18 protein-coding genes are annotated in these 18,862 nt (G+C 67.4%); 14 read left to right on the top strand and 4 right to left on the bottom strand.

All coding sequences use genetic code 11. The features are described from left to right. Positions 1 to 135 precede the first annotated feature (135 nt). Positions 136 to 1,785, top strand: a complete 1,650-nt coding sequence (locus tag BM394_RS06795) for a BCCT family transporter (protein WP_092975514.1) — start codon at positions 136 to 138, stop codon at positions 1,783 to 1,785. A gap of 332 nt (positions 1,786 to 2,117) precedes the next feature. Here the strand turns inward: BM394_RS06795 and BM394_RS06790 are convergent, their stop codons facing one another. Continuing rightward, on the bottom strand, positions 2,118 to 3,593 hold the full coding sequence (locus tag BM394_RS06790) for an XRE family transcriptional regulator (RefSeq protein WP_092923505.1): 1,476 nt from the start codon (positions 3,591 to 3,593) through the stop codon (positions 2,118 to 2,120). Between the two features lie 115 nt (positions 3,594 to 3,708). On the opposite strand from BM394_RS06790, the gene aceA reads away from it, so the two are divergent. Together aceA and BM394_RS06780 are read left to right on the top strand one after the other, a co-directional pair. Continuing rightward, complete coding sequence (gene aceA, locus BM394_RS06785) at positions 3,709 to 5,031, top strand: isocitrate lyase (RefSeq protein ID WP_092630723.1); 1,323 nt, start codon at positions 3,709 to 3,711, stop codon at positions 5,029 to 5,031. Positions 5,032 to 5,492: 461 nt separating this feature from the next. Next, positions 5,493 to 6,119, top strand: a complete 627-nt coding sequence (locus BM394_RS06780; protein ID WP_217643392.1) for an MOSC domain-containing protein — start codon at positions 5,493 to 5,495, stop codon at positions 6,117 to 6,119. A 40-nt stretch (positions 6,120 to 6,159) separates the two neighbouring features. Here BM394_RS06780 and BM394_RS06775 read toward each other — a convergent pair whose 3' ends face one another. After that, on the bottom strand, positions 6,160 to 6,501 hold the full coding sequence (locus BM394_RS06775; RefSeq protein WP_092975508.1) for a type II toxin-antitoxin system PemK/MazF family toxin: 342 nt from the start codon (positions 6,499 to 6,501) through the stop codon (positions 6,160 to 6,162). A 307-nt stretch (positions 6,502 to 6,808) separates the two neighbouring features. Between BM394_RS06775 and BM394_RS06765 the strand changes: the two genes are divergently transcribed. From BM394_RS06765 to BM394_RS06730, 6 genes are all read left to right on the top strand, one after another. Next, the gene (locus tag BM394_RS06765; RefSeq protein ID WP_092975502.1) at positions 6,809 to 8,308 is read left to right on the top strand and encodes a CoA-acylating methylmalonate-semialdehyde dehydrogenase; all 1,500 of its coding nucleotides are present in this window, start codon (positions 6,809 to 6,811) and stop codon (positions 8,306 to 8,308) included. Between the two features lie 175 nt (positions 8,309 to 8,483). Beyond that, positions 8,484 to 9,665, top strand: a complete 1,182-nt coding sequence (locus tag BM394_RS06755; RefSeq protein WP_092975496.1) for an acyl-CoA dehydrogenase family protein — start codon at positions 8,484 to 8,486, stop codon at positions 9,663 to 9,665. Beyond that, positions 9,662 to 10,720, top strand: a complete 1,059-nt coding sequence (locus BM394_RS06750; protein WP_092975493.1) for an enoyl-CoA hydratase/isomerase family protein — start codon at positions 9,662 to 9,664, stop codon at positions 10,718 to 10,720. The genes BM394_RS06755 and BM394_RS06750 overlap by 4 nt, the downstream gene beginning before the upstream one ends. Before the next feature lie 56 nt (positions 10,721 to 10,776). Next, entirely contained in the window at positions 10,777 to 11,664 is an 888-nt protein-coding gene (gene mmsB, locus BM394_RS06745) for a 3-hydroxyisobutyrate dehydrogenase (protein WP_092975490.1), read from the top strand. Between the two features lie 439 nt (positions 11,665 to 12,103). Then, entirely contained in the window at positions 12,104 to 12,382 is a 279-nt protein-coding gene (locus tag BM394_RS06735) for a hypothetical protein (RefSeq protein ID WP_217643391.1), read from the top strand. 250 nt (positions 12,383 to 12,632) lie between these two features. Next, complete coding sequence (locus tag BM394_RS06730; protein WP_425427649.1) at positions 12,633 to 12,971, top strand: barstar family protein; 339 nt, start codon at positions 12,633 to 12,635, stop codon at positions 12,969 to 12,971. A gap of 220 nt (positions 12,972 to 13,191) precedes the next feature. Here the strand turns inward: BM394_RS06730 and BM394_RS06725 are convergent, their stop codons facing one another. Further along, the gene (locus BM394_RS06725; RefSeq protein ID WP_092975484.1) at positions 13,192 to 13,968 is read right to left on the bottom strand and encodes an enoyl-CoA hydratase-related protein; all 777 of its coding nucleotides are present in this window, start codon (positions 13,966 to 13,968) and stop codon (positions 13,192 to 13,194) included. Between the two features lie 241 nt (positions 13,969 to 14,209). Here BM394_RS06725 and BM394_RS06720 point away from each other — a divergent pair, with 241 nt between their 5' ends. Further along, positions 14,210 to 14,578 carry a YciI family protein gene (locus BM394_RS06720; RefSeq protein ID WP_092976232.1) on the top strand — a complete coding sequence of 123 codons (369 nt, stop codon included), beginning with the start codon at positions 14,210 to 14,212 and terminating at the stop codon, positions 14,576 to 14,578. After that, positions 14,575 to 15,804: an RNA polymerase sigma factor gene (locus BM394_RS06715; RefSeq protein WP_092975481.1), complete on the top strand. Its 1,230-nt coding sequence runs from the start codon at positions 14,575 to 14,577 to the stop codon at positions 15,802 to 15,804. The genes BM394_RS06720 and BM394_RS06715 overlap by 4 nt, the downstream gene beginning before the upstream one ends. Before the next feature lie 48 nt (positions 15,805 to 15,852). Here BM394_RS06715 and BM394_RS06710 read toward each other — a convergent pair whose 3' ends face one another. Continuing rightward, complete coding sequence (locus BM394_RS06710) at positions 15,853 to 16,095, bottom strand: hypothetical protein (protein ID WP_092975478.1); 243 nt, start codon at positions 16,093 to 16,095, stop codon at positions 15,853 to 15,855. Between the two features lie 376 nt (positions 16,096 to 16,471). Here BM394_RS06710 and BM394_RS06700 point away from each other — a divergent pair, with 376 nt between their 5' ends. Genes BM394_RS06700 through BM394_RS06690 form a run of 3 tightly spaced genes read left to right on the top strand, consistent with a single transcriptional unit; the run spans position 16,472 to position 18,779 of the window. Beyond that, entirely contained in the window at positions 16,472 to 17,104 is a 633-nt protein-coding gene (locus tag BM394_RS06700; protein ID WP_245780022.1) for a type IV toxin-antitoxin system AbiEi family antitoxin domain-containing protein, read from the top strand. A 2-nt stretch (positions 17,105 to 17,106) separates the two neighbouring features. Further along, positions 17,107 to 17,886: a nucleotidyl transferase AbiEii/AbiGii toxin family protein gene (locus tag BM394_RS06695; RefSeq protein WP_092975472.1), complete on the top strand. Its 780-nt coding sequence runs from the start codon at positions 17,107 to 17,109 to the stop codon at positions 17,884 to 17,886. Beyond that, positions 17,883 to 18,779, top strand: a complete 897-nt coding sequence (locus BM394_RS06690) for an RHS repeat-associated core domain-containing protein (protein WP_175529996.1) — start codon at positions 17,883 to 17,885, stop codon at positions 18,777 to 18,779. Before BM394_RS06695 ends, BM394_RS06690 begins: the two co-directional genes overlap by 4 nt. Positions 18,780 to 18,862: the final 83 nt, after the last annotated feature.

The following is an 18,862-nucleotide window of genomic DNA, read 5'->3' as shown; positions in this document are numbered from 1 at the left end:
TTCCGGGTCGGCAGTGCGGGGATCGGAAGTTCTGTCGGACTCGAATTCACTGCTCGCGCGGGGCGCTGTTGCTTCCGAGGTGTTGAAGTCATCCGCTTTGTCCGCATGTATCCAATCTTATAGATAGTGGTTTCCATGCAAACGTTAAAAACGAATCGGTCCGGGATCGGAGTCGTTTTCTTCGTCTCCGTCGCGCTCACGGCGCTGGTGGTCCTGTGGGGCGCGGTGGCGCCGAAGAACTTCGGGGCCGTCACCAATCGGCTTCTCGGCTACGTGGTGTCGGATCTGAGCTGGTTCTTCCTGCTCGCGGCGAACGTGTTCCTGGTATTCGTGATCTACCTGGCGCTGAGCAGGTACGGCAGGATCAAACTCGGGAAGAAGAACGACAGACCCGATTTCGGTCGGCTGTCCTGGTTCGCCATGATGTTTCAGGCGGGCATGGGTCCCTCCATCATCTTCTGGGGCCTGGCCGAACCGCTGTCGCACTATGTCAACGTGCCGTTCGGTCTTGCCGAGCCCGGTTCGGACGAGGCCGCCGGGGTGGCAGTGCAGTACTCCTTTTTCCACTGGGCGTTGCACCCTTGGGCGATCTACGCCACCGTCGGCCTGGCCGTGGCTTACTTCACCCACCGCAAAGGTGAGAAGGCACTGGTAAGCGCCATTTTCCGGCCCTTGTTGGGCGACCGCGTCGACGGTCCGGTGGGGAAGACGATCGACATCCTGGCGGTACTGGCGGTCGTGTTCGGTATCGCCGTGGCCCTCGGGCAGGCCGGACTGCAGCTGACGGCGGGGCTCGGTCAGACGTTCGGGTTGCCCACTGTGATGCTGGTGCACCTCGTGGTCCTCGGCCTCACCACGGCGGCGTTCATGGTGTCGGCGACGACGCGGATCGAGCACGGCATCAAGTGGCTCGCCAACATCAGTATGCTCATCGCGCCGCTGCTGCTGGTCTTCTACTTCGTCGTCGGACCGACCGTCACACAGCTCAACGTCCTCACCGAAGGCCTCGGTGACTACCTGTCCAACATAGTCCCGATGAGCTTCCGGCTGGACGCGTTCGATCCGAACACGGATTGGTTGGGGAGCTGGACCGTTTTCTACTGGTCCTGGTGGATCGCCTGGGCCCCGTACGTGGGAATGTTCATGGCGCGCATCTCCCGCGGACGAAGCATCCGCGAGTTCGTCGGGGCAACCGTCCTCGGTCCCAGTGTCGTCAGCATAATCTGGATCGCCGTGTTCGGTGGAGCGGCGCTGCGGCTGGCTCGCGACGGGCAGGCCTCCGCCATCGCCGAGACCGTGGCGCAGAGCCCGGCCGCGGGCATGTTCGTCTTCATCCAGCAGTACCCGCTACCCATTCTCCTGTCGATCATCACGCTGGTGGTGCTGTGGGTGTTCTTCGTCGCCAGTGCCGACTCCGGCACCGTGGTGTTGGGTGAACTCTCCACCGGCGGCTCCCCGAACCCCAAGGTCTGGGTTCGAGTTCTCTGGGGACTCCTGCTGGCGGGTGTCGCGGCGGTCCTGCTGGTCTCCGGTGGCCTCGGTGCGCTGCAGAAGGCCTCGGTGCTCACCGGGACACCGTTCGCGATCCTCCTGATCGGAATCTGCGTGTCCCTCTACAAGACCCTGTCCGGGGAGCACGTTCCTCCCGCGGTGGAACCCTCGTGCAGCCGAGCCACCGAGTCCGAGGGCGGCGAGCCCGGGGACAGCGACTCCGAGGGCAGCGACTCCGGGAACAGGCGGATCGAACGCGAGGAACATTCTGACGAGCGAGTGCACCTTCCGTGACCACCTCGGGTGATCACGGCTACCCGGATGTTCGGATCCGGTGCCGGTGTAGCTGGAACGGTTCGTCACCTTCGGTAACCGTGTATTTCGGACCAGGGGTCACCGTGCTCGGATTGGTGGCGTGTGTGCTGTGGGCCGAGGAGACAGCGGGCAGGTCGTCGGCAGAAGCCGGCGCGTGCATTTCCCTCCCCGCGGCTCCGACGCATGGGTCACCACGCCGAGTCGGTCGGGTCGCCACGTGACCCTCGGCGCTTCGCGTCGTTGTGGACGCTCCTCCCGCAGGTGGCGGGAGGAGCGTCCTTTTTCTGGCACGCCGTTTCCGGAACCGGGGTTCAACCCTGGTGGGTTTCCAGGAACGAGTAGACGTCAGCCTCGTCCACCCCGGGAAAGGTGTCGGAGGGCAGCGCCGACAGCACGTGGGAGTGCGCCCGGGCCGACGGCCAGACCATGCCCTGCCACCGATTGGCCAGTTCCGCGGGCGGGCGTTGGCAGCACTCGCCGTTCGGGCAGCCCGACTTGGAGTGGTTCGTGGTCTCCCGCCCCCGGAACCACCGGGACTCGGTGTAGGGAACGCCGAGCGTGATGGCGAAGTCGCGTCCCCTGCTCGGGTCGACGTGCGCCACACACCAGTGGGTGGCACCGGGTTTGTCGGTGTACTGGTAGTGGGTGGAGTAGCGGTCCGCGGAGGCGAACACCTGCCGCCCGGCCCAGTACCGACACATCCGCTGCCCCTCGATCGCCCCGGTGGGGTCGGCGGGGAACTCCAGCCCGTCGTTGGCGTATGCCTTGTAGATGATCCCGGTCTCGTCGTTGCGCACGAAGTGGCAGACCAGATCCAGGTACTGCGTGGCGAGGTTGGTGAACCGGTGGGCGGCCATCTCGTAGGAGACCGAGAACACGTCACGCAGGTCCTCCACGGCCAGATCCCGGTCCGCTTTGGCCTGGCGCAGGTAGCTCACCGCGGCGCTCTCGGGGATCAGCACGGCGGCGGCGAAGTAGTTCGCCTCCACACGCTGCCGCAGGAAGTCGGCGAAGTCGCGTGGCTGGCGGTGTCCCAGGTTCAGGTGCCCGAGGGTCTGCAGCAGGATCGTGCGGGGGCTGTGCATTCCCAGCGATTCGCGTCGCAAAAAGATCCGGTTGTGCCGCAGGTCGGTCACCGACCGCACCGAACGGGGCAGGTCGGTGACGAAGCGAAGCCCGTACCCGAGATGCGTGGCGATCGACTGGATCAGCCCTTCGGACAGCGGCCCCCCGTGGTAACCGACGCCCCGCAGGATCTCGCCCGCCGATTTCTCGATCTCGGGGAAGTAGTTGCCGTGTTCGCGCATCATGCCGCGCAGCTCCGCGTTGGCGGCCCGGGCCTCCTCGGGTGTGGCCACCCGCTTCGTCTCCCTGCGTCGTAGTTCCTCGTAGAGCGCCAGCACGTGTTCCAACGCCTCGGTGGGGACCCGCTTGCCGATCTTCAGCGGTGGCACGTCCAGCTGTTGGTAGAGCGGGTCCAGCTGTGCCTGCTCCACGGCTATCTCCAGCTCGGCACGCCGGTTCGGCGGCTTCTTGGACATCAGCTCGTCCACCGAGCTGTTCAACGCCACGGCCAGCGAGCGCAGCAGCGACAGCTTCGGTTCGCGGTGCCCGTTCTCCAGCAGCGAGAGCTGCGAAGGTGCCCGATCGACCCGTTGTCCCAGTTCGGAGAGGGTCAACCCGGCCGCCTTGCGCATGTGGCGCAGCCGCTGCCCGAAGACGAGCAGGTCCTGCTCGTTGGAAAAAGTGCCGCGTTCTTCCGTCGACTCAGCCGTAAACTCCGACATGCAGTTCACCCTAGCAGAAAAAATACAAAATTTTGTCCGGATTGGGGCTCGTTTTTTCTTGGTCGAGTACCAACACTGGGATCAACAGGCCGCAAGCGATCGGAAGGTGAAAGCCATGAGCCCTCAGCCCGGTACCCGTGAACAGGCCCTGCAGGCCGCCAAGGATCTGCAGCGCGACTGGGAGACCAACCCCCGTTGGAAGGGCGTCGAGCGCACCTACTCCGCTGGTGACGTCATCCGACTCCGTGGCTCGGTGCAGGAGGACAACACCCTGGCCAGGCTGGGCGCCGAACGGCTCTGGAACCTGCTGCACGACAACGACTACATCCACGCGCTCGGTGCGCTGACCGGCAACCAGGCCGTCCAGCAGGTCCGCGCCGGACTCCAGGCCATCTACCTCTCGGGTTGGCAGGTCGCCGCCGACGCGAACCTCGCCGGTGAGACCTACCCGGACCAGAGCCTGTACCCGGCCAACTCGGTCCCGCAGGTGGTTCGGCGGATCAACAACGCGCTCAAGCGCGCCGACCAGGTCGCCTGGGCCGAGGCGCTGGACGCCGAGGCCACCGAGGTCGAGCAGGAGGACCGGCACTGGCTGGCCCCGATCGTCGCCGACGCCGAGGCCGGGTTCGGTGGTGTGCTCAACGCCTACGAGCTGATGAAGGGCATGATCCAGGCGGGCGCCGCCGGTGTGCACTGGGAGGACCAGCTCGCTTCCGAGAAGAAGTGCGGCCACCTCGGTGGCAAGGTGCTCATCCCCACCAGCCAGCACGTCAAGACCCTCAATTCCGCCCGGCTGGCCGCCGACGTCGCCGGGGTTCCCTCCCTCGTGGTCGCCCGCACCGACGCGCAGGCAGCCACCCTGTTGACCAGCGACGTCGACGAGCGTGACCAGAAGTACGTCACCGGTGAGCGCACCTCGGAGGGCTTCTACAAGGTCAACAACGGCATCGAGCCCTGCATCGACCGCGGGCTGGCCTACGCGCCGTACTCCGACCTGATCTGGATGGAGACCTCCACACCGGACCTGGACGTGGCCAAGCGGTTCGCCGAGTCCATCAAGGCCCAGTACCCCGACAAGATGCTGGCCTACAACTGCTCGCCGTCGTTCAACTGGCGCAAGAACCTCGACGACAGCACCATCGCCAAGTTCCAGCGTGAGCTCGGCCAGATGGGTTACAAGTTCCAGTTCATCACGCTGGCCGGTTTCCACGCGCTGAACTACAGCATGTTCGACCTGGCGAAGAACTACGCCTCGGAGGACATGACGGCCTACGTCGACCTGCAGGACAGGGAGTTCGCCGCGGAGAAGGACGGCTACACGGCCACCAAGCACCAGCGCGAGGCCGGAACCGGCTACTTCGACCAGATCAGCATGGCGGTCAACCCGGACTCCTCGACCACCGCGCTGGCCGGGTCCACCGAGACCGCGCAGTTCTGAGGGGCCCTCCCGGGCCGGTCGTCGACTGGTTTCCCGAACCTTCCGGCCACCGCTCGGGCAGGCCCGACGTCGAGTGGCCGTGCCGCGGCCCGTGGTGAGCCGCGGTACGGCACGAGACCCCTTCCGCCGCGACCCGGTGAGGCGCCTTCCGGTTCTCGCGGCGGAGGGCAACGACAGTGAGCGCCGTACTCCTGCGGCGGCGTTCACCAAGACGCACCAGCGGCCCTGTGGCGGGGTGTGATGATCGCGATGGTGCGAGTGGGCGGGAACCCGGATCGGTGGGTTCCCGCCCATGCTTGTGTGTCGGGCCCGTCGCGGTGCCCGCCGGCATCGGGTGGAACCGGATACGCTCCGCGCTCCGTGCCCGACAGTCGGTTCGCCGAGCGACGGCTGTCTCCCGCATCCCGAGTTGATTTCGAATTCCGCTCGATCGGGAGTCGTGCGACGCATAGGCTGGCCCCGTGAGTCGCGTGAACGAGGTCAACCTCGCAGCCACCGCCAGCACGGGGGAGTGGACGGGGCGGATCGGTGCCAGCGGGATCGACAAGCGACCGGCACGAAGGCCGGTGCGGGTCGACGTCTCGGGGGTCGAGGGGGACACGGTCTGCGACACCGACAACCACGGCCGCTGGTTCCAGGCCGTCTACGCCTACGACATCGAGGACCTGCGGTACTGGTCCGGCGAGACCGGGCGGGAACTGCGACCGGGCAATATCGGGGAGAACCTGACCCTGGAAGACTGCGACTGCGGCAACGCGGTTATCGGGGAGCGCTGGCGGATCGGTACGACCGTGCTGCGCGTGACCGGACCGCGGACTCCCTGCAGGGTTTTCGCGGGCTTCTGGAACATGCGGGGGCTGATCAAGCGTTTCACCGACTACGGCAGGCCCGGAGCCTATCTCGCGGTGGAGCGGCCCGGGGAGATCACGGCGGGCGATGCCCGCGAGGTGCTGTACCGACCGGAGCACGGTGTGACCATAGCCGAGCTCTTCGCCTTCCGGATGGGGCGCGCGACGCCCGAACTGGCCGAACACGTGGCGGCGGCCGAGCCCGATCTGCCCGAGTACTGGGCGGCGAAGGTTCGTTAGAGGTTTCCGCCGCTTGCGGTTAGCTGTGCTGGTGCGTGGCTCAGATGTCGAGTGTGCGGGCGAGTGCTCGCCGCACCTCCGAGAGTTCCTCCTCGGTGGGGGCCAGTTCCGGAGCGAACCGTCGGAGATTCCGCGCGGCCACGGTGTGTACCCGCTCGGTGGCGACCCAGCTGTCGGCGGCCGCCACGTGGACGCGCTGCGACCGCTCGCTCCGTTCCTCGCCGGTCAGCGGCAGTGCGTTGACCAGCGCGCTGTTGGTCAATTCCAGGTGGAAACGCGACGAGACCACGAGAACCGGGCATTGCCCGGCCTGTTCCTCGTCGTGCACCGGATCGAGATCGACGATCCAGACGTCACCGGGACTGATCGGTTGGGCGGTCACGTGAACTCCCGGATCTCCTTGCTCGGCAAGGTGGCGAACGGTTCGTGAATCGGCTCCACCGCCGGATCCTCCCCCGCTGCCGCTGCTCGCGTGTCGGCGGGGTGCCGCCGGTGCGCGTGGCGAAGTGCGGGGACTATGGTGCCGCGCTTCCTTCCGGTTCGGCCGTTGACCTCACACAATCGTGTTGTGACGCAGCACACCCTGTTGTGATGTGTTGCATTGGGGCAATGATTGGACTACCAAAAGTTTGGCTTCCAAGCGCATAGCGGGAGTCGGCGACCGGTGCGAGGGAAGGGTGCGTAGCGGAATGACCACCGAGCTGGAGCACTTCATCGACGGCAAGCGCGTCGCCGGGACCTCCGGTAACCACGACGACGTGTTCGATCCGAACACCGGAGGCGTGCAGGCCAGGGTGCCGCTGGCCTCCTCCGGAGAGGTCGACGCCGCCGTGCGCGGCGCCGCCGAGGCGCAACGCGAGTGGGCGAACTGGAACCCCCAGCGCCGGGCACGCGTGCTGATGCGGTTCCTCGAACTGTGCCGCGAGGAGTTGGACTCGCTGGCGCGGCTGCTGGCCTCCGAGCACGGCAAGACGGTGCCCGACGCCAAGGGCGACGTGCAGCGCGGCCTGGAGGTCGTCGAGTTCGCCACGGGCATTCCCCACCTGCTCAAGGGGGAGTACACCGAGGGCGCGGGCGCGGGCATCGACGTTTACTCGATGCGCCAGCCACTGGGGGTGACCGCGGGGATAACCCCGTTCAACTTCCCGGCGATGATCCCGCTGTGGAAGGCCGCCCCGGCCATCGCCTGCGGCAACTCCTTCGTGCTCAAGCCCTCCGAGCGCGACCCCTCGGTGCCGCTGCGGCTCGCCGAGCTGTTCGTCGAGGCGGGGCTGCCCCCCGGCGTGTTCAACGTGGTCAACGGCGACAAGACCGCGGTGGACGCGCTGCTGACCCACCAGGACGTGGCCGCGATCGGCTTCGTCGGATCCTCCGACATAGCCGAGTACATCCACTCCACGGCCACCGCCCACGGCAAGCGGGCGCAGTGCTTCGGCGGCGCGAAGAACCACATGATCATCATGCCCGACGCCGACCTCGACCAGGCGGTGGAAGCCCTGGTCGGTGCCGGGTACGGCTCCGCGGGGGAGCGCTGCATGGCCATCTCGGTGGCCGTTCCCGTCGGACGACCCACGGCCGAGGCGCTGGTGGAAAAGCTCACCGAACGAGTCAACGGACTCCGGATCGGCACCAGCTTCGACGACTCCGCCGACTTCGGCCCGCTGGTGACGGCCGCCGCCAAGCAGCGGGTCGACGACTACATCGGTCTCGGCGTCGAGGAAGGCGCGGACCTGCTGGTGGACGGCCGCGGTTTCCGGATGCCCGAACACGAGAACGGCTTCTTCACCGGTGCCTCGCTGTTCGACAACGTCACCTCGGACATGCGGATCTACAACGAGGAGATCTTCGGCCCCGTGCTCTCGGTGGTCCGCGCCGCCGACTACGAGGAGGCGCTGCGGCTGCCCAGCCAACACCAGTACGGCAACGGTGTCGCCATCTTCACCAGGGACGGCGACGCCGCACGCGAGTTCGCGGGCCGCGTGGACACCGGCATGGTCGGTATCAACGTGCCGATCCCGGTGCCGATCGCCTACCACACCTTCGGCGGCTGGAAGCGTTCCGGATTCGGCGATCTCAACCAGCACGGCCCCGACTCCATCCGGTTCTACACCAGGACCAAGACCGTGACCTCGCGCTGGCCCTCCGGTCGGAAGGAGGAGGCCAGCTTCACGATCCCGACCATGCACTGAGCCGCTCCGCCGGTGAGCCGGTGGGCCGTCCGCCGCGCCATCGTGCCGACCGGTCCACACCGCCGGTGGTGACCCCACCGGCGGTGTGACCACCACGGACCGCGAACCGGTGGTGCCGCCACCGCGAGAGGCCCGACGCCGCGATCCGGCGTCCCCGATCGAGCAGGAGTCCCACATGACCGCTTCCGTGATCGCCTCCGAAACACCGCGATCCCCGTTCGCGCTCACCGACGACCAGCGTGCGCTCAAGGAGACGGCGGGCGAGTTCGCCGCGGAACGCATCGCCCCCAACGCGCTGCGGTGGGACCGGGAGAAACACTTCCCCGTGGACGTGCTGGCCGAGGCGGGCGAACTCGGCATGGGTGGGATCTACGTCGACGAGCAGTACGGCGGCACCGGGCTCAGCCGGTTCGACGCCGCCCTCGTGTTCGAGGAGCTGGCCACCGGCTGTCCCACCATCGCGGCCTACATCTCGATACACAACATGGTCGCCTGGATGATCGACGCGTTCGGCGACCAGCGGCAACGCGAACAGTGGCTGCCCGAGCTGTGCGCCATGCGGAGTCTGGGCAGTTACTGCCTCACCGAACCCGACGCCGGTTCGGACGCGGCCGCGCTGCGCACCAGGGCGGTTCGCGAGGGCGACGAGTACGTGGTCAACGGGGTCAAGCAGTTCATCTCCGGAAGCGGCTACTCCGGCGTCTACGTGGTGATGGTCCGCACCGGCGAGCCCGGCCCCGGCGGTATCTCCGCCCTCGTCGTCGACGGTGCCAGCGAGGGCATCTCGTTCGGCCCCGAAGAGGACAAGATGGGCTGGAACGCCCAACCCACCCGCCAGGTCGTGTTCACCGACGTGCGGGTTCCGGTGCGCAACCGGCTCGGCGAGGAGGGCATCGGCTTCCGCATCGCCATGTCCGGACTGGACGGCGGCAGACTCAACATCGGTGCCTGCTCGCTCGGCGGAGCTCGCGCCGCACTGGAACGCGGACTGGCCTACGTCGGGCAGCGCTCCGCCTTCGGAAGCAGGATCGGCGATTTCCAGGCGCTGCGATTCAAGCTGGCCGACATGGCCACCGAACTGGAGGCCGCCCGCACCCTGCTGTGGCGCGCCGCCGCCGCGCTGGACGCCAAGGACCCCGAGGCGACAAAACTCTGCGCCATGGCCAAGCGGCTCGCCACCGACAGCGGATTCAACGTGGCCAACGAAGCCCTTCAGCTCCACGGAGGTTACGGATACCTTGCCGAGTACGGCATGGAGAAGATCGTTCGCGACCTGCGGGTGCATCAGATCCTGGAGGGCACGAACGAGATCATGCGATTGATCATTTCCCGTGGAATGTTGGAGTCGGACCAATGACAACTCACGCCGCCGAACAGCAGCAGGTGCTGCTCGACGTGCAGGGATCCCTCGGCCGGATCACGCTCAACCGGCCGAAGGCCCTCAACTCGCTGACCATGGAGATGGTCACCTCGGTACTGGACGCGCTGGAGGAGTGGCGCGCCGACGACCGGGTGCGCACGGTGCTCATCGAGGGCGCCGGGGACCGCGGACTGTGCGCGGGCGGGGACATCCGCGCCATGTACGACGCGGTCAAGGCGGGCGAGCCCGAACGGACCGAGGAGTTCTGGGCAGCCGAGTACCGGATGAACGCCGCGCTGTCGCACTACCCCAAACCGGTCGTCGGCATCATGGACGGCATCTGCATGGGCGGCGGAGTCGGCATCTCGGCACACGGTTCGCACCGCGTGGTCACCGAGCGCTCCAAGGTCGGCATGCCCGAGGTCGGCATCGGCTTCGCCCCGGACGTCGGCGGCACCTATCTGCTCTCCCGCGCCCCCGGGCAGCTCGGCACCCACATGGCGCTGACCGGAGCTCCCGTCAGCGGTGCGGACGCGATCCACTGCGGGCTGGCCGACCACTACGTCGACAGTTCCGAACTCGACGAACTGGTCAACGCCCTGACCGAGGGAGACGCCTCGGCCGTGCTGGACAAGTACGCCACAGTGGCTCCCGAGTCCGGGCTGCGCGCCGCCGCGAGCTGGATCGACGAGGTCTACGCGGCCGAGTCCGTGGAGGGAATCCTGACCGAACTCCGGTCCCGGAGCGAGCCGGAGGCCGGCGAAGCGGCCGAGACCATCGCCACGAAGTCGCCCACCTCGCTGAAGGTGACGCTGCGCGCGCTGCGGTCGGCCGCGCGGCTGAACTCCCTGGAGGAAGTGCTCGACCAGGAGTACCGCGTCTCGCTGGCCTGCGTGCACCGCGGCGACTTCCTGGAGGGCGTGCGCGCCACCCTCGTGGACAAGGACCGTAACCCGGCCTGGTCCCCGGCCCAGCTGGAGGACGTGGGCGAGGAGCACGTCGCCGCGTTCTTCCGCACTCCCACCAACGGGGATCTCGGTCTGTCCGACTGATCTCCCCGTCCCCCGGTTTTCGTGACAGTGTCGGATCGCGAGAAAGGTAATCGACCATGGCAGTCATCGGATTCATCGGGTTGGGGCACATGGGCGGCCCGATGTCGACGAACCTGGTCAACGCCGGCCACACCGTGCGGGGTTTCGACCTGATGCCGGAAGTGATCGAGCGCGCGGCGGCGAACGGGGTGACCACGGTCGACTCGGCGGCCGAGGTGGTTACCGGCGCCGACGCCGTGATCACGATGTTGCCGGGGGGCAAGCAGCTGCTGGACTGCTACGACGGGATGCTGGGCTCGGTCGCGCCGGGCACGCTGCTGGTCGATTCCTCCACCGTGGACGTGGCCGACTCGCGCAGGGCGCACGAGCTGGCCGCGGCCGCGGGGCTGGACGCGATAGACGCCCCGGTCTCCGGTGGCACGGCCGGTGCCGAGGCGGGCACGTTGACGTTCATGGTCGGTGGCTCCGAGCGGGCCTACCAGGCCGCGCAGCCCTTCCTGGAGCCCATGGCGCGGAAGGTGATCCACTGCGGTGGCGACGGCAACGGCCAGGTCACCAAGATGTGCAACAACCTCATGCTGGCGGCGGCCATGCTCGGCACGGCCGAAGCGTTCGTGCTGGGGGAGAAACTCGGACTCCCGCACCAGGCGCTCTACGACGTGACCTCCGTGTCCACCGGACAGAGCTGGTCGCTGACCACCAACTGCCCCGTGCCGGGCATGGTGGAGACCAGCAGGGCGAATCACGACTACGAACCGGGTTTCGCGGCCTCGCTGATGCTCAAGGACCTCAACCTCGCCGTTTCGGCGGCCGAGCAGAGCGGCACCGACACCGAGGTGGGGCGGTTGGCCGCGCGGATCTACGACCGGTTCAACTCGGAGGGCGGCGGGGGTTACGACTTCAGCGCCGTGATCGAGTCCGTCCGCCGCCACTCCGAAAGCTAGCTTTGGCCCTCACGGGGTTCGCGGTTCGGCCCGCATAGCGGTGCGGGTGGCGGAACCTCTCGCACGGCTCTCGCTGCGGGTCCGGCGACATCGGGTAGCGACCTACACAACGTCTCCGGCGTCCTCGCGAGAGCCGCACGGGAGAACCCGCGGCGGTGCCGGTGGTGAGAGTGGCCGGAGCTCGGCCTGCGGGGGTGGTCGGAGTGCGACTTTCGAGGGTGGTCGGGGCTCGGCTACGGGAGTGGTGGGAGTTCGGCGCGGGTGTGAGGGGCGAGCGTCTGGTCGGAATCGACGCGACCGAGTACGGCAGCCGATTCACGTCCGATCCAGGAGTACCCGGCTGGACCGGTCCAGTGATTCCCGGCGCCGCGGGCCGTTCCGTCACCCGGGGTGCCCGGCGCACGCTGGAACCACCCCGGGAGTACGCTGACGGTCCGTGATGGGCGAGCTGGTCGCGTTGTGGGACGGGGTCGAGTCGTGGCTCGTGCTGCTTCCCTACCCGTTCCAGGTGGCGCTGGTACTGGTGGTTCTCGTGCCGCTGTGCTGGTTGGTGGCGCGACTCGTCGACCGCATCGTCGACGAGATCTCGGCCAAGGCGAGCAGGATTCGCGACGCCGAACCTCCGTTGCGCAGCAAGGAGAGCTACGAGCGCCACGCGGGCGCTGAGACGAGTTCGAACCGTGACGGCTCCGAACGGGAGTGGCACGGTGTTTCGTGATCATGTGTCGTTCCGGGGGAGGCGTGGATGAGTTCGCGCGCTCGGATCACCGGCACCCTGGTGCTGTTGCTCGTACTGGTCGTTCTCGGCTGGTTGGGCCAGTACGTCGACGGAATGTGAGCGTCGTGGACTCCAGGCACCGATCCGGCAGGATTGAATCGCACGGTTGATGATGATGAATGCGGTAGGCTTCCTGAAGCGACACGCCAGGAAGGACACGTCAGTGGTCGAGCCCGCCCCGCTGCCCGTCGTGGGCACCACCGCACAGGCGGTCGAGCAGGTCCGTTCGGCGGGGGCCTGTCCCCATGTGGTCGACGGCAGCGAGCTGGTCAACAAGCGCATGATGCTGTGCGCGATCGCCGCCCAGCTCTCGTTCCCGGAATGGGCCGGACGCAATCTCGACGCGCTCTACGACTGCCTGATCGACCTGTCCTGGCTCCCGAGCGGGGAGCACGTGTTGATCTGGTCCGGTCACCGGGTGCTGGCCGAGCACGATCCCAAGGCGTACCGCGGTATCGGTTCGGTGCTGGTGGCGGCGGCGCAGGAGTCCGGCGAACGAGTGTTCCGCGCCGTCTGCACTACGGACTGACCGGTTCCTCGGCTCCGGCTGCGTGGGTGCTCAGTTGGCGGAACCTCTGGCACGGCTCTCGCTCCGGGGAGGCCCGACATCGGGTAGCGACCTACACAACGTCGGGCCTTCCTCGCGAGAGCCGCACGGGAGAACCCGCGGCGGTGCCGACCGCGTGAGTGGTGGGGGGTTCGCCCCGCGGGCGTGGTGGTAGTTCGGCCTGTGGTGTCCCCGTGCGGGGTCAGTCCCGGTTTGGGACCCAGTTGGGGGAGCGCTTCTCGGCGAAGGCCCGCATGCCCTCCTGGCCCTCCTCACCCGCGAAGTGCTCGGCGGACAGCCGCAGCATGTCGGCGAAGTCCTTGTCCACGTCGTCCGGACGGGGCTGTCGCAGCATCGCCTTGGTGGCCGCCATCGCGTTCGGTCCGCCCTTTGCCAGCATGTCGAGGTAGCGCTCCACGGCGCTGTCCAGTTCCGACTCCGGAACCGCCGCGTTGAGCAGTCCGATCGCCTCGGCCCGCTTCGCGTCGAAGGTCTCCCCGGTCAGGAACAGTTCGTGGGCCTGCCTGGCGTGCAGTCTGGGCAGCACGGTCACCGAGATCACCGCGGGGACGACCCCGATCCGCACCTCGCTGAACGCGAAGGTGGCGTCCTCGGCGGCCACCGCGATGTCGCAGGCGGCCACGATCCCGATGCCACCGGCCCGCGCGGGGCCGCTCAGTTTGGCCACCACCGGCTTCGGGCTGTTCCGGACGCACTCCAGCAGGCCGGGTACCTCATTGATCCCCTGGTTCTCCGCGCTCTCCGAACGGGACTCCTTGAGATCCATGCCCGCGCAGAAGACGGTGCCGGTGTGGGTCAGCAGGATCACCCGCACCGTCTCGTCGTCGATCGAGTTCCGCAGCGCCGCCAGCAGCTCCCCGCGCAGCCGCGCGGACAGCGCGTTGCGGTTGTGCGGCGAGTCCAGCGTGATCGTGGCGATCCCGCCGGTTACCTCGTGATGCACGAGTTCGTCAGCCATGCGCCGCAGCCTAGCCGTACTCGTGGCGTGTCACCACGGTGTGCTCGTCGAACGAGCCGGTCTCGTTCCCGAGCGGGTCAGCCGGAGCACGACCGTGGGATCGACCCCTCGGGCGGGGGCGGTGCGCGGTGGCGGAAACTCCCGGATGAAAATTTTGATCGCGTGGTGTCGTGTTCGCCGGGTCGGTGACGACCCTCTGGTGAGTCGCCACAAGGGTGGTCCACTTACCGAGGAGGAAACAGTGAAGTACTTGATCCTGATGCAGGTCGATCCGGCGGTGCTGGAGCAGCTCACCGACGAGCAGCAGCGGCAGCTCCAGGAAGGACACGGCGCGTTCATGGCCGAGGCCAAGGAGCGAGGTGAGTTCATCGCCACTCAGGCCCTCGCCGACCCCAGTCAGTCGAAGGTCATTCGCAGCTCCGGGAACGGGCCCGAGGTGACCGATGGGCCGTTCGTCGAGAGCAAGGAGTTCATGGGAGGCTTCTACCTCGTCGATGTCGCGGATGAGGCCCGAGCTGTGGAGCTCGCCGAGCAGATCCCCGATGCGAACATCCCCGGCCTCGCGCTCGAGCTACGTCCGGTGATGTTCGCCGACCTGGGGGACGGGTGACTGCCGATTCTCGGACGGGCGAGGGGCTGTGGCGTGAACTCACGCGACAGGCCCTCGCCCGGTTGGTGCGCACCTACGGCAGCGCCCGGTTCGACCTGTGCGAAGACGCCGTCCAGGAGGCCCTCCTGCACGCGTACCAGCGATGGCCGACACAGCTCCCGGACGACCCGCTGGGGTGGCTCACGGCGACCGCCCGCCGTCGTTATGCCGACCACGCCCGCGGCGACGCCCGGCGTCGCCATCGCGAGACGCGTGCCGCGTCGTTGCATCCTCCCGTGTCGCCGGAGGCAGCCCAGCGTGACGACTCGCTGCTGGTGCTGCAGTTGTGCTGCCACCCCGATCTGCCACGCTCCGGACAGGTCGCGTTGACCCTACGGGCCGTCGCCGGACTGACCACGGCACAGATCGCCAATGTCTACCAGATCCCCGAGAGCACCATCGCCCAACGGATCACACGGGCCAAGCGGCGAGTCTCCGAACTCGGCCGGCCGCTCCCGTCCCCCGAACACGCCGCGGAGCGCGTCACCGCCGTGCTCGACGTGCTCTACGTGATGTTCACCGAGGCACACCACACAACCACCGGCGCACCACCCCGCGACGCGGATCTCGCCGCGGAGGCGATTCACCTGACACGGCTCCTTCGCCACAGCCTCCCCGCGTCCACCGAGGTCGCGGGGCTCCTCGCGTTGATGCTGCTCAGCGAGTCCCGCCACCCCTCCAGAGTAGGGCCGGACGGAAACCTCAAGCCGTTCGACGAGCAGGATCGTACGTTGTGGGACCGGGAACTGATCGACGAGGGAACCAAGCTCGTCGAACAAGCCGCTCCAGGTGCCGAACCAGGCCCTTACCTGCTCCAGGCGTGCATCGCGGCCCTGCACGCCGAAGCCCCCGACATCGCGACAACGGATTGGGACGAGATCCTCGCGCTCTACCGGGTCCTCGAACTCGTGACAGGTCACGGCAACCCCACGATCACTCTCAACCGCATCGTTGCCCAGGCCATGGTCGACGGAAACGACACCGCGCTCGCCCAGATCGATGTGCTGGAAGCCGAGCATTCCCGCCTTCCCCGGCTCAACGCCGTACGAGCCCACCTACTGGAGCAGGCCAACAGACCCGAGGACGCGGCGAACGCTTACCGGCGAGCCATCGCCGCCACCGTCAATCTCGCCGAGCGACAGCACCTCAGACACCGGCTACGACGCCTCTCCGGTACGAATGAGTGAGGACTGACCTCGGATTCGGCGGTCGTGGTACTTCGGCGATGCGGAGAGTTATGCACGGCTCTCCCGGTGAGCTGTGTTCTTGCTCTGATTCTTGCGCTGGATCGCTTTGGTGGTGCCCAGGAAAATCAGGGAGAAGCATCCGAACAGCAGCGTCGCCAGCGCGATGAGCGACCACCAGGGCGCCTTTTCCACGGGGCCGAGCGTCCACTCCGCCAGCAGCGGGAAGAGCGCTCCTACGGCGATCAACAGGAAGAGGTGGATCTGGTTCGTTCCGCGATTCGTTCGCCGCATCGTTCGGAGTGCTCCTGCCGTGTTGCCCTGTCGTCGAGCCGTCCGTGGACAGCGGTGCGGCGACCGGGAGTTCCGAGGCGCCGCGCCGCTTCCGAACCGGTGAGCGTTACCGCTGCGTTCGGAACACGGGGAGCGTGCCCCCGAAGAGCGACGACTCGGAGTCCGCCGAATCTTCCGAGCGGTCCTGGTCGAGTTCCTCACGCGGGATCCGGTCGATCGTGTGGTTCGCCCGCCGCAGCGACAACACCAGCCAGACCGCGCCACCGAGCTTTGGCTGAAGCCGCACGCTGGTTGGGTCCAGCGCGAGGATACCAGTGGCGCAGATATACTTGTGCGTGGCATGAGAGTAGGCTGTTAGCCTACGGAGGTGACGGTAATGGCACACATCACGGCGCGCGTGCCCTCACTGCTGCTGCGGGGGTCTTCCAGGGTGTTGCGGCCTCGCGACGCTGCCGGTGTGTATGTCAACCCGCGTCCTGAGTTCGCGCGGCTGGCCCGTGCCGGAGCGTTGCACCGGTTGGCGACCGGTTATTACGCCGTGGTTCCCGATGATCAGCTCGACCGGGGCTGGATTCCCGAGCTGGAGGCGGCCGCGCTGGGTATCGCGGTCGCTGACGTGGGTATCGACTCGGTCGCGCTGATGGGCTTGTCCGCCGCCCGTGTTCACGGGGCCGTCCCGCGGGCACTGGGGGTTGCGGTCGTGGCTGCCACTCGTCACCGGTCGACGTTGCGGTTGGCCGACCGCGAGGCCACCGTGTGTTTCGTTCGTCGTCGCGTAGCCGCCCTGGACGTGCAACGCCACACCAGCGAGCTGGGCCAGGGGTGGGTCACCACGGTCGAACAGACGGTGCTCGATCTCGCCGCCCGCCCCGATCTGGGGGGTCTGCCCGAGCAGGCCCGTGCCGCCGCCCACGATCTGTTGGACCGTTGTGATCGTCGACTGCTGGATGAACTGGCAGTCGGACAGCGCCGCCAAGCCAGCCTTGCCCGTCTACTCGAAGCGGCCTGACCATGCTCGATCCTCAGGAGGAAGCCGCCGTCGCCGAGCAGTTCGGCGTGGCCCGCGCCCAGGTGCGCCGGGACCATCTCATCTCCCACCTGCTCGCGGCCATCAGTGACCGGCTGGCCGACGAGGTCGTCTTCTTCGGCGGCACCGCACTCTCCCGCACGCTGGCCCCCGAGGGACGGCTGTCCGAAGACATCGACCTCATCGCTCGCAGCAGTCGCAGCAGCACGGCCGACGTGCTCGAGACGACCCTGCTTCGCGGGACCCGGCGCGAATTTCCGGGGCTACGCTGGCAACCGGCACTCACCTCGGTCCGCGATGTGACGCCCGCCGTGCTCGTCGCCCCCGAGGGCACGACCGTGCGCGTGCAGCTGCTGGGCTCCATCGGCTATGCGCCCTGGCCGACCGAGCGCTGCCGGCTCGTGCAGCGCTACAGCGACGCTGGACCCGCCGCGCTGCGTGTGCCCACCGCAGCCGCCTTCGCGGCCTGGAAAACCACCGCCTGGGCGCACCGCGCCACCTCCCGAGATCTCTACGATCTCTGGCTGCTCGCCCGTCTCGGGGCCATCACCACCGAGGCGGCGGAGCTGTTCACACGCTTCGGCCCCACCAACAGGCCTCCGTCGAACGCACTCTTCACCCACGCCCCCGACGAGGAAACGTGGCAGCGAGAACTCGCGGGGCAAACCCACCTCGACATCACCGCGCACGCCGCCCTCGCCCACGTCCGCGACGCCTGGCTCGACGCCTCATCACGGGAAAACCACGATGGAAATGCTCGGTGACCACTCGCGGACAACGCGTCACACACCCAGCCGCACCCGGGCGACAGACCGGTATCACGGTCACCGGCACCGACGGGGCCACGAAGTTCGACACGAGCTACTCCTACGCCGCGTCGGACGGTTCGGACACCACCCTGCTGCAGTCCCGGAACATCGACGGCACCGGCAACAGCTACGACTACGACGCACTGCAACGCGTCACTTCCAACGGATCCGGCAGTGGTTCGTACGGCTATGGCACCACGGACCGGGCCACGCCTCGTTCCCTGACCGAGACCGCCGACGGCGACACGGTGCGACACGTGTTCACCCACACCGCGGTCGGGATCACCAGCATCGCCGACAACGGGCAGCGCACCGGTTACTTCCGTGACCCCTCCGGAAAACTGATCACCGAGGTCGGGTCGGACGGCACGCGCTACAACGCGATCACCGATCAACGTGGCACGGTGCTGGCGTTGCTGGCCGAGGACGGCACCATCGCGGGTAGTTACGAGTACGGCACCTACGGTGAGACCACTTCCAAGGGGGAAGCCGCCAAGGAGAACCCGTTCCGCTACACCGGCGGGTACCGGCTCGACACCGGTGACTACATGTTCGGCCATCGTTACTACGACACCGAGACCAAGCGGTTCACCCAGACCGATCCAAGCAGGTCGGAGTCCAACCTCTACGCCTACGCCCAATGCAATCCGACCAACCTGATGGACCCCACCGGGCTCGCGCCCTGCGCTAGTCAAGTGACTTACGGTTCTAGGGTGACAACGCTCGGAGGAATAGCAACCGGCGCTCTTGTGGCCGGTGGCCCTGTCGGAGCCGGAATAGCATTCACTGTAGGATTCGGCGCTATAAGCCTATATTGGAGCGTCATGCCCACAGATGAATCATGTTGAAACTTCCCGAAAAGATAAGATCAACAATAATAGAGCTCGATGAAAAAATTCGTACGTCGCTGTTTGATGGGGCTCGGTCTGTG

The sequence above is a fragment of the Actinopolyspora lacussalsi subsp. righensis genome (genome assembly GCF_900116555.1).
GTDB classification, from domain to species: domain Bacteria; phylum Actinomycetota; class Actinomycetes; order Mycobacteriales; family Pseudonocardiaceae; genus Actinopolyspora; species Actinopolyspora lacussalsi.
Note: the sequence above shows the minus strand (reverse complement) of the source record. Positions and strands in the feature narration are given on the sequence as shown.

What these genes read in the sequence shown, in the direction of transcription:
- BM394_RS06790 (WP_092923505.1), bottom strand. Translation starts at nt 3,593, where the DNA reads ATGTCGGAGTTTACGGCTGAGTCGACGGAAGAACGCGGCACTTTTTCC.
- BM394_RS06695 (WP_092975472.1), top strand. Translation starts at nt 17,107, where the DNA reads ATGCTCGATCCTCAGGAGGAAGCCGCCGTCGCCGAGCAGTTCGGCGTG.
- BM394_RS06765 (WP_092975502.1), top strand. Translation starts at nt 6,809, where the DNA reads ATGACCACCGAGCTGGAGCACTTCATCGACGGCAAGCGCGTCGCCGGG.
- aceA (WP_092630723.1), top strand. Translation starts at nt 3,709, where the DNA reads ATGAGCCCTCAGCCCGGTACCCGTGAACAGGCCCTGCAGGCCGCCAAG.
- BM394_RS06700 (WP_245780022.1), top strand. Translation starts at nt 16,472, where the DNA reads ATGGCACACATCACGGCGCGCGTGCCCTCACTGCTGCTGCGGGGGTCT.
- BM394_RS06725 (WP_092975484.1), bottom strand. Translation starts at nt 13,968, where the DNA reads ATGGCTGACGAACTCGTGCATCACGAGGTAACCGGCGGGATCGCCACG.
- BM394_RS06750 (WP_092975493.1), top strand. Translation starts at nt 9,662, where the DNA reads ATGACAACTCACGCCGCCGAACAGCAGCAGGTGCTGCTCGACGTGCAG.
- BM394_RS06755 (WP_092975496.1), top strand. Translation starts at nt 8,484, where the DNA reads ATGACCGCTTCCGTGATCGCCTCCGAAACACCGCGATCCCCGTTCGCG.
- BM394_RS06735 (WP_217643391.1), top strand. Translation starts at nt 12,104, where the DNA reads ATGGGCGAGCTGGTCGCGTTGTGGGACGGGGTCGAGTCGTGGCTCGTG.
- BM394_RS06710 (WP_092975478.1), bottom strand. Translation starts at nt 16,095, where the DNA reads ATGCGGCGAACGAATCGCGGAACGAACCAGATCCACCTCTTCCTGTTG.
- mmsB (WP_092975490.1), top strand. Translation starts at nt 10,777, where the DNA reads ATGGCAGTCATCGGATTCATCGGGTTGGGGCACATGGGCGGCCCGATG.
- BM394_RS06795 (WP_092975514.1), top strand. Translation starts at nt 136, where the DNA reads ATGCAAACGTTAAAAACGAATCGGTCCGGGATCGGAGTCGTTTTCTTC.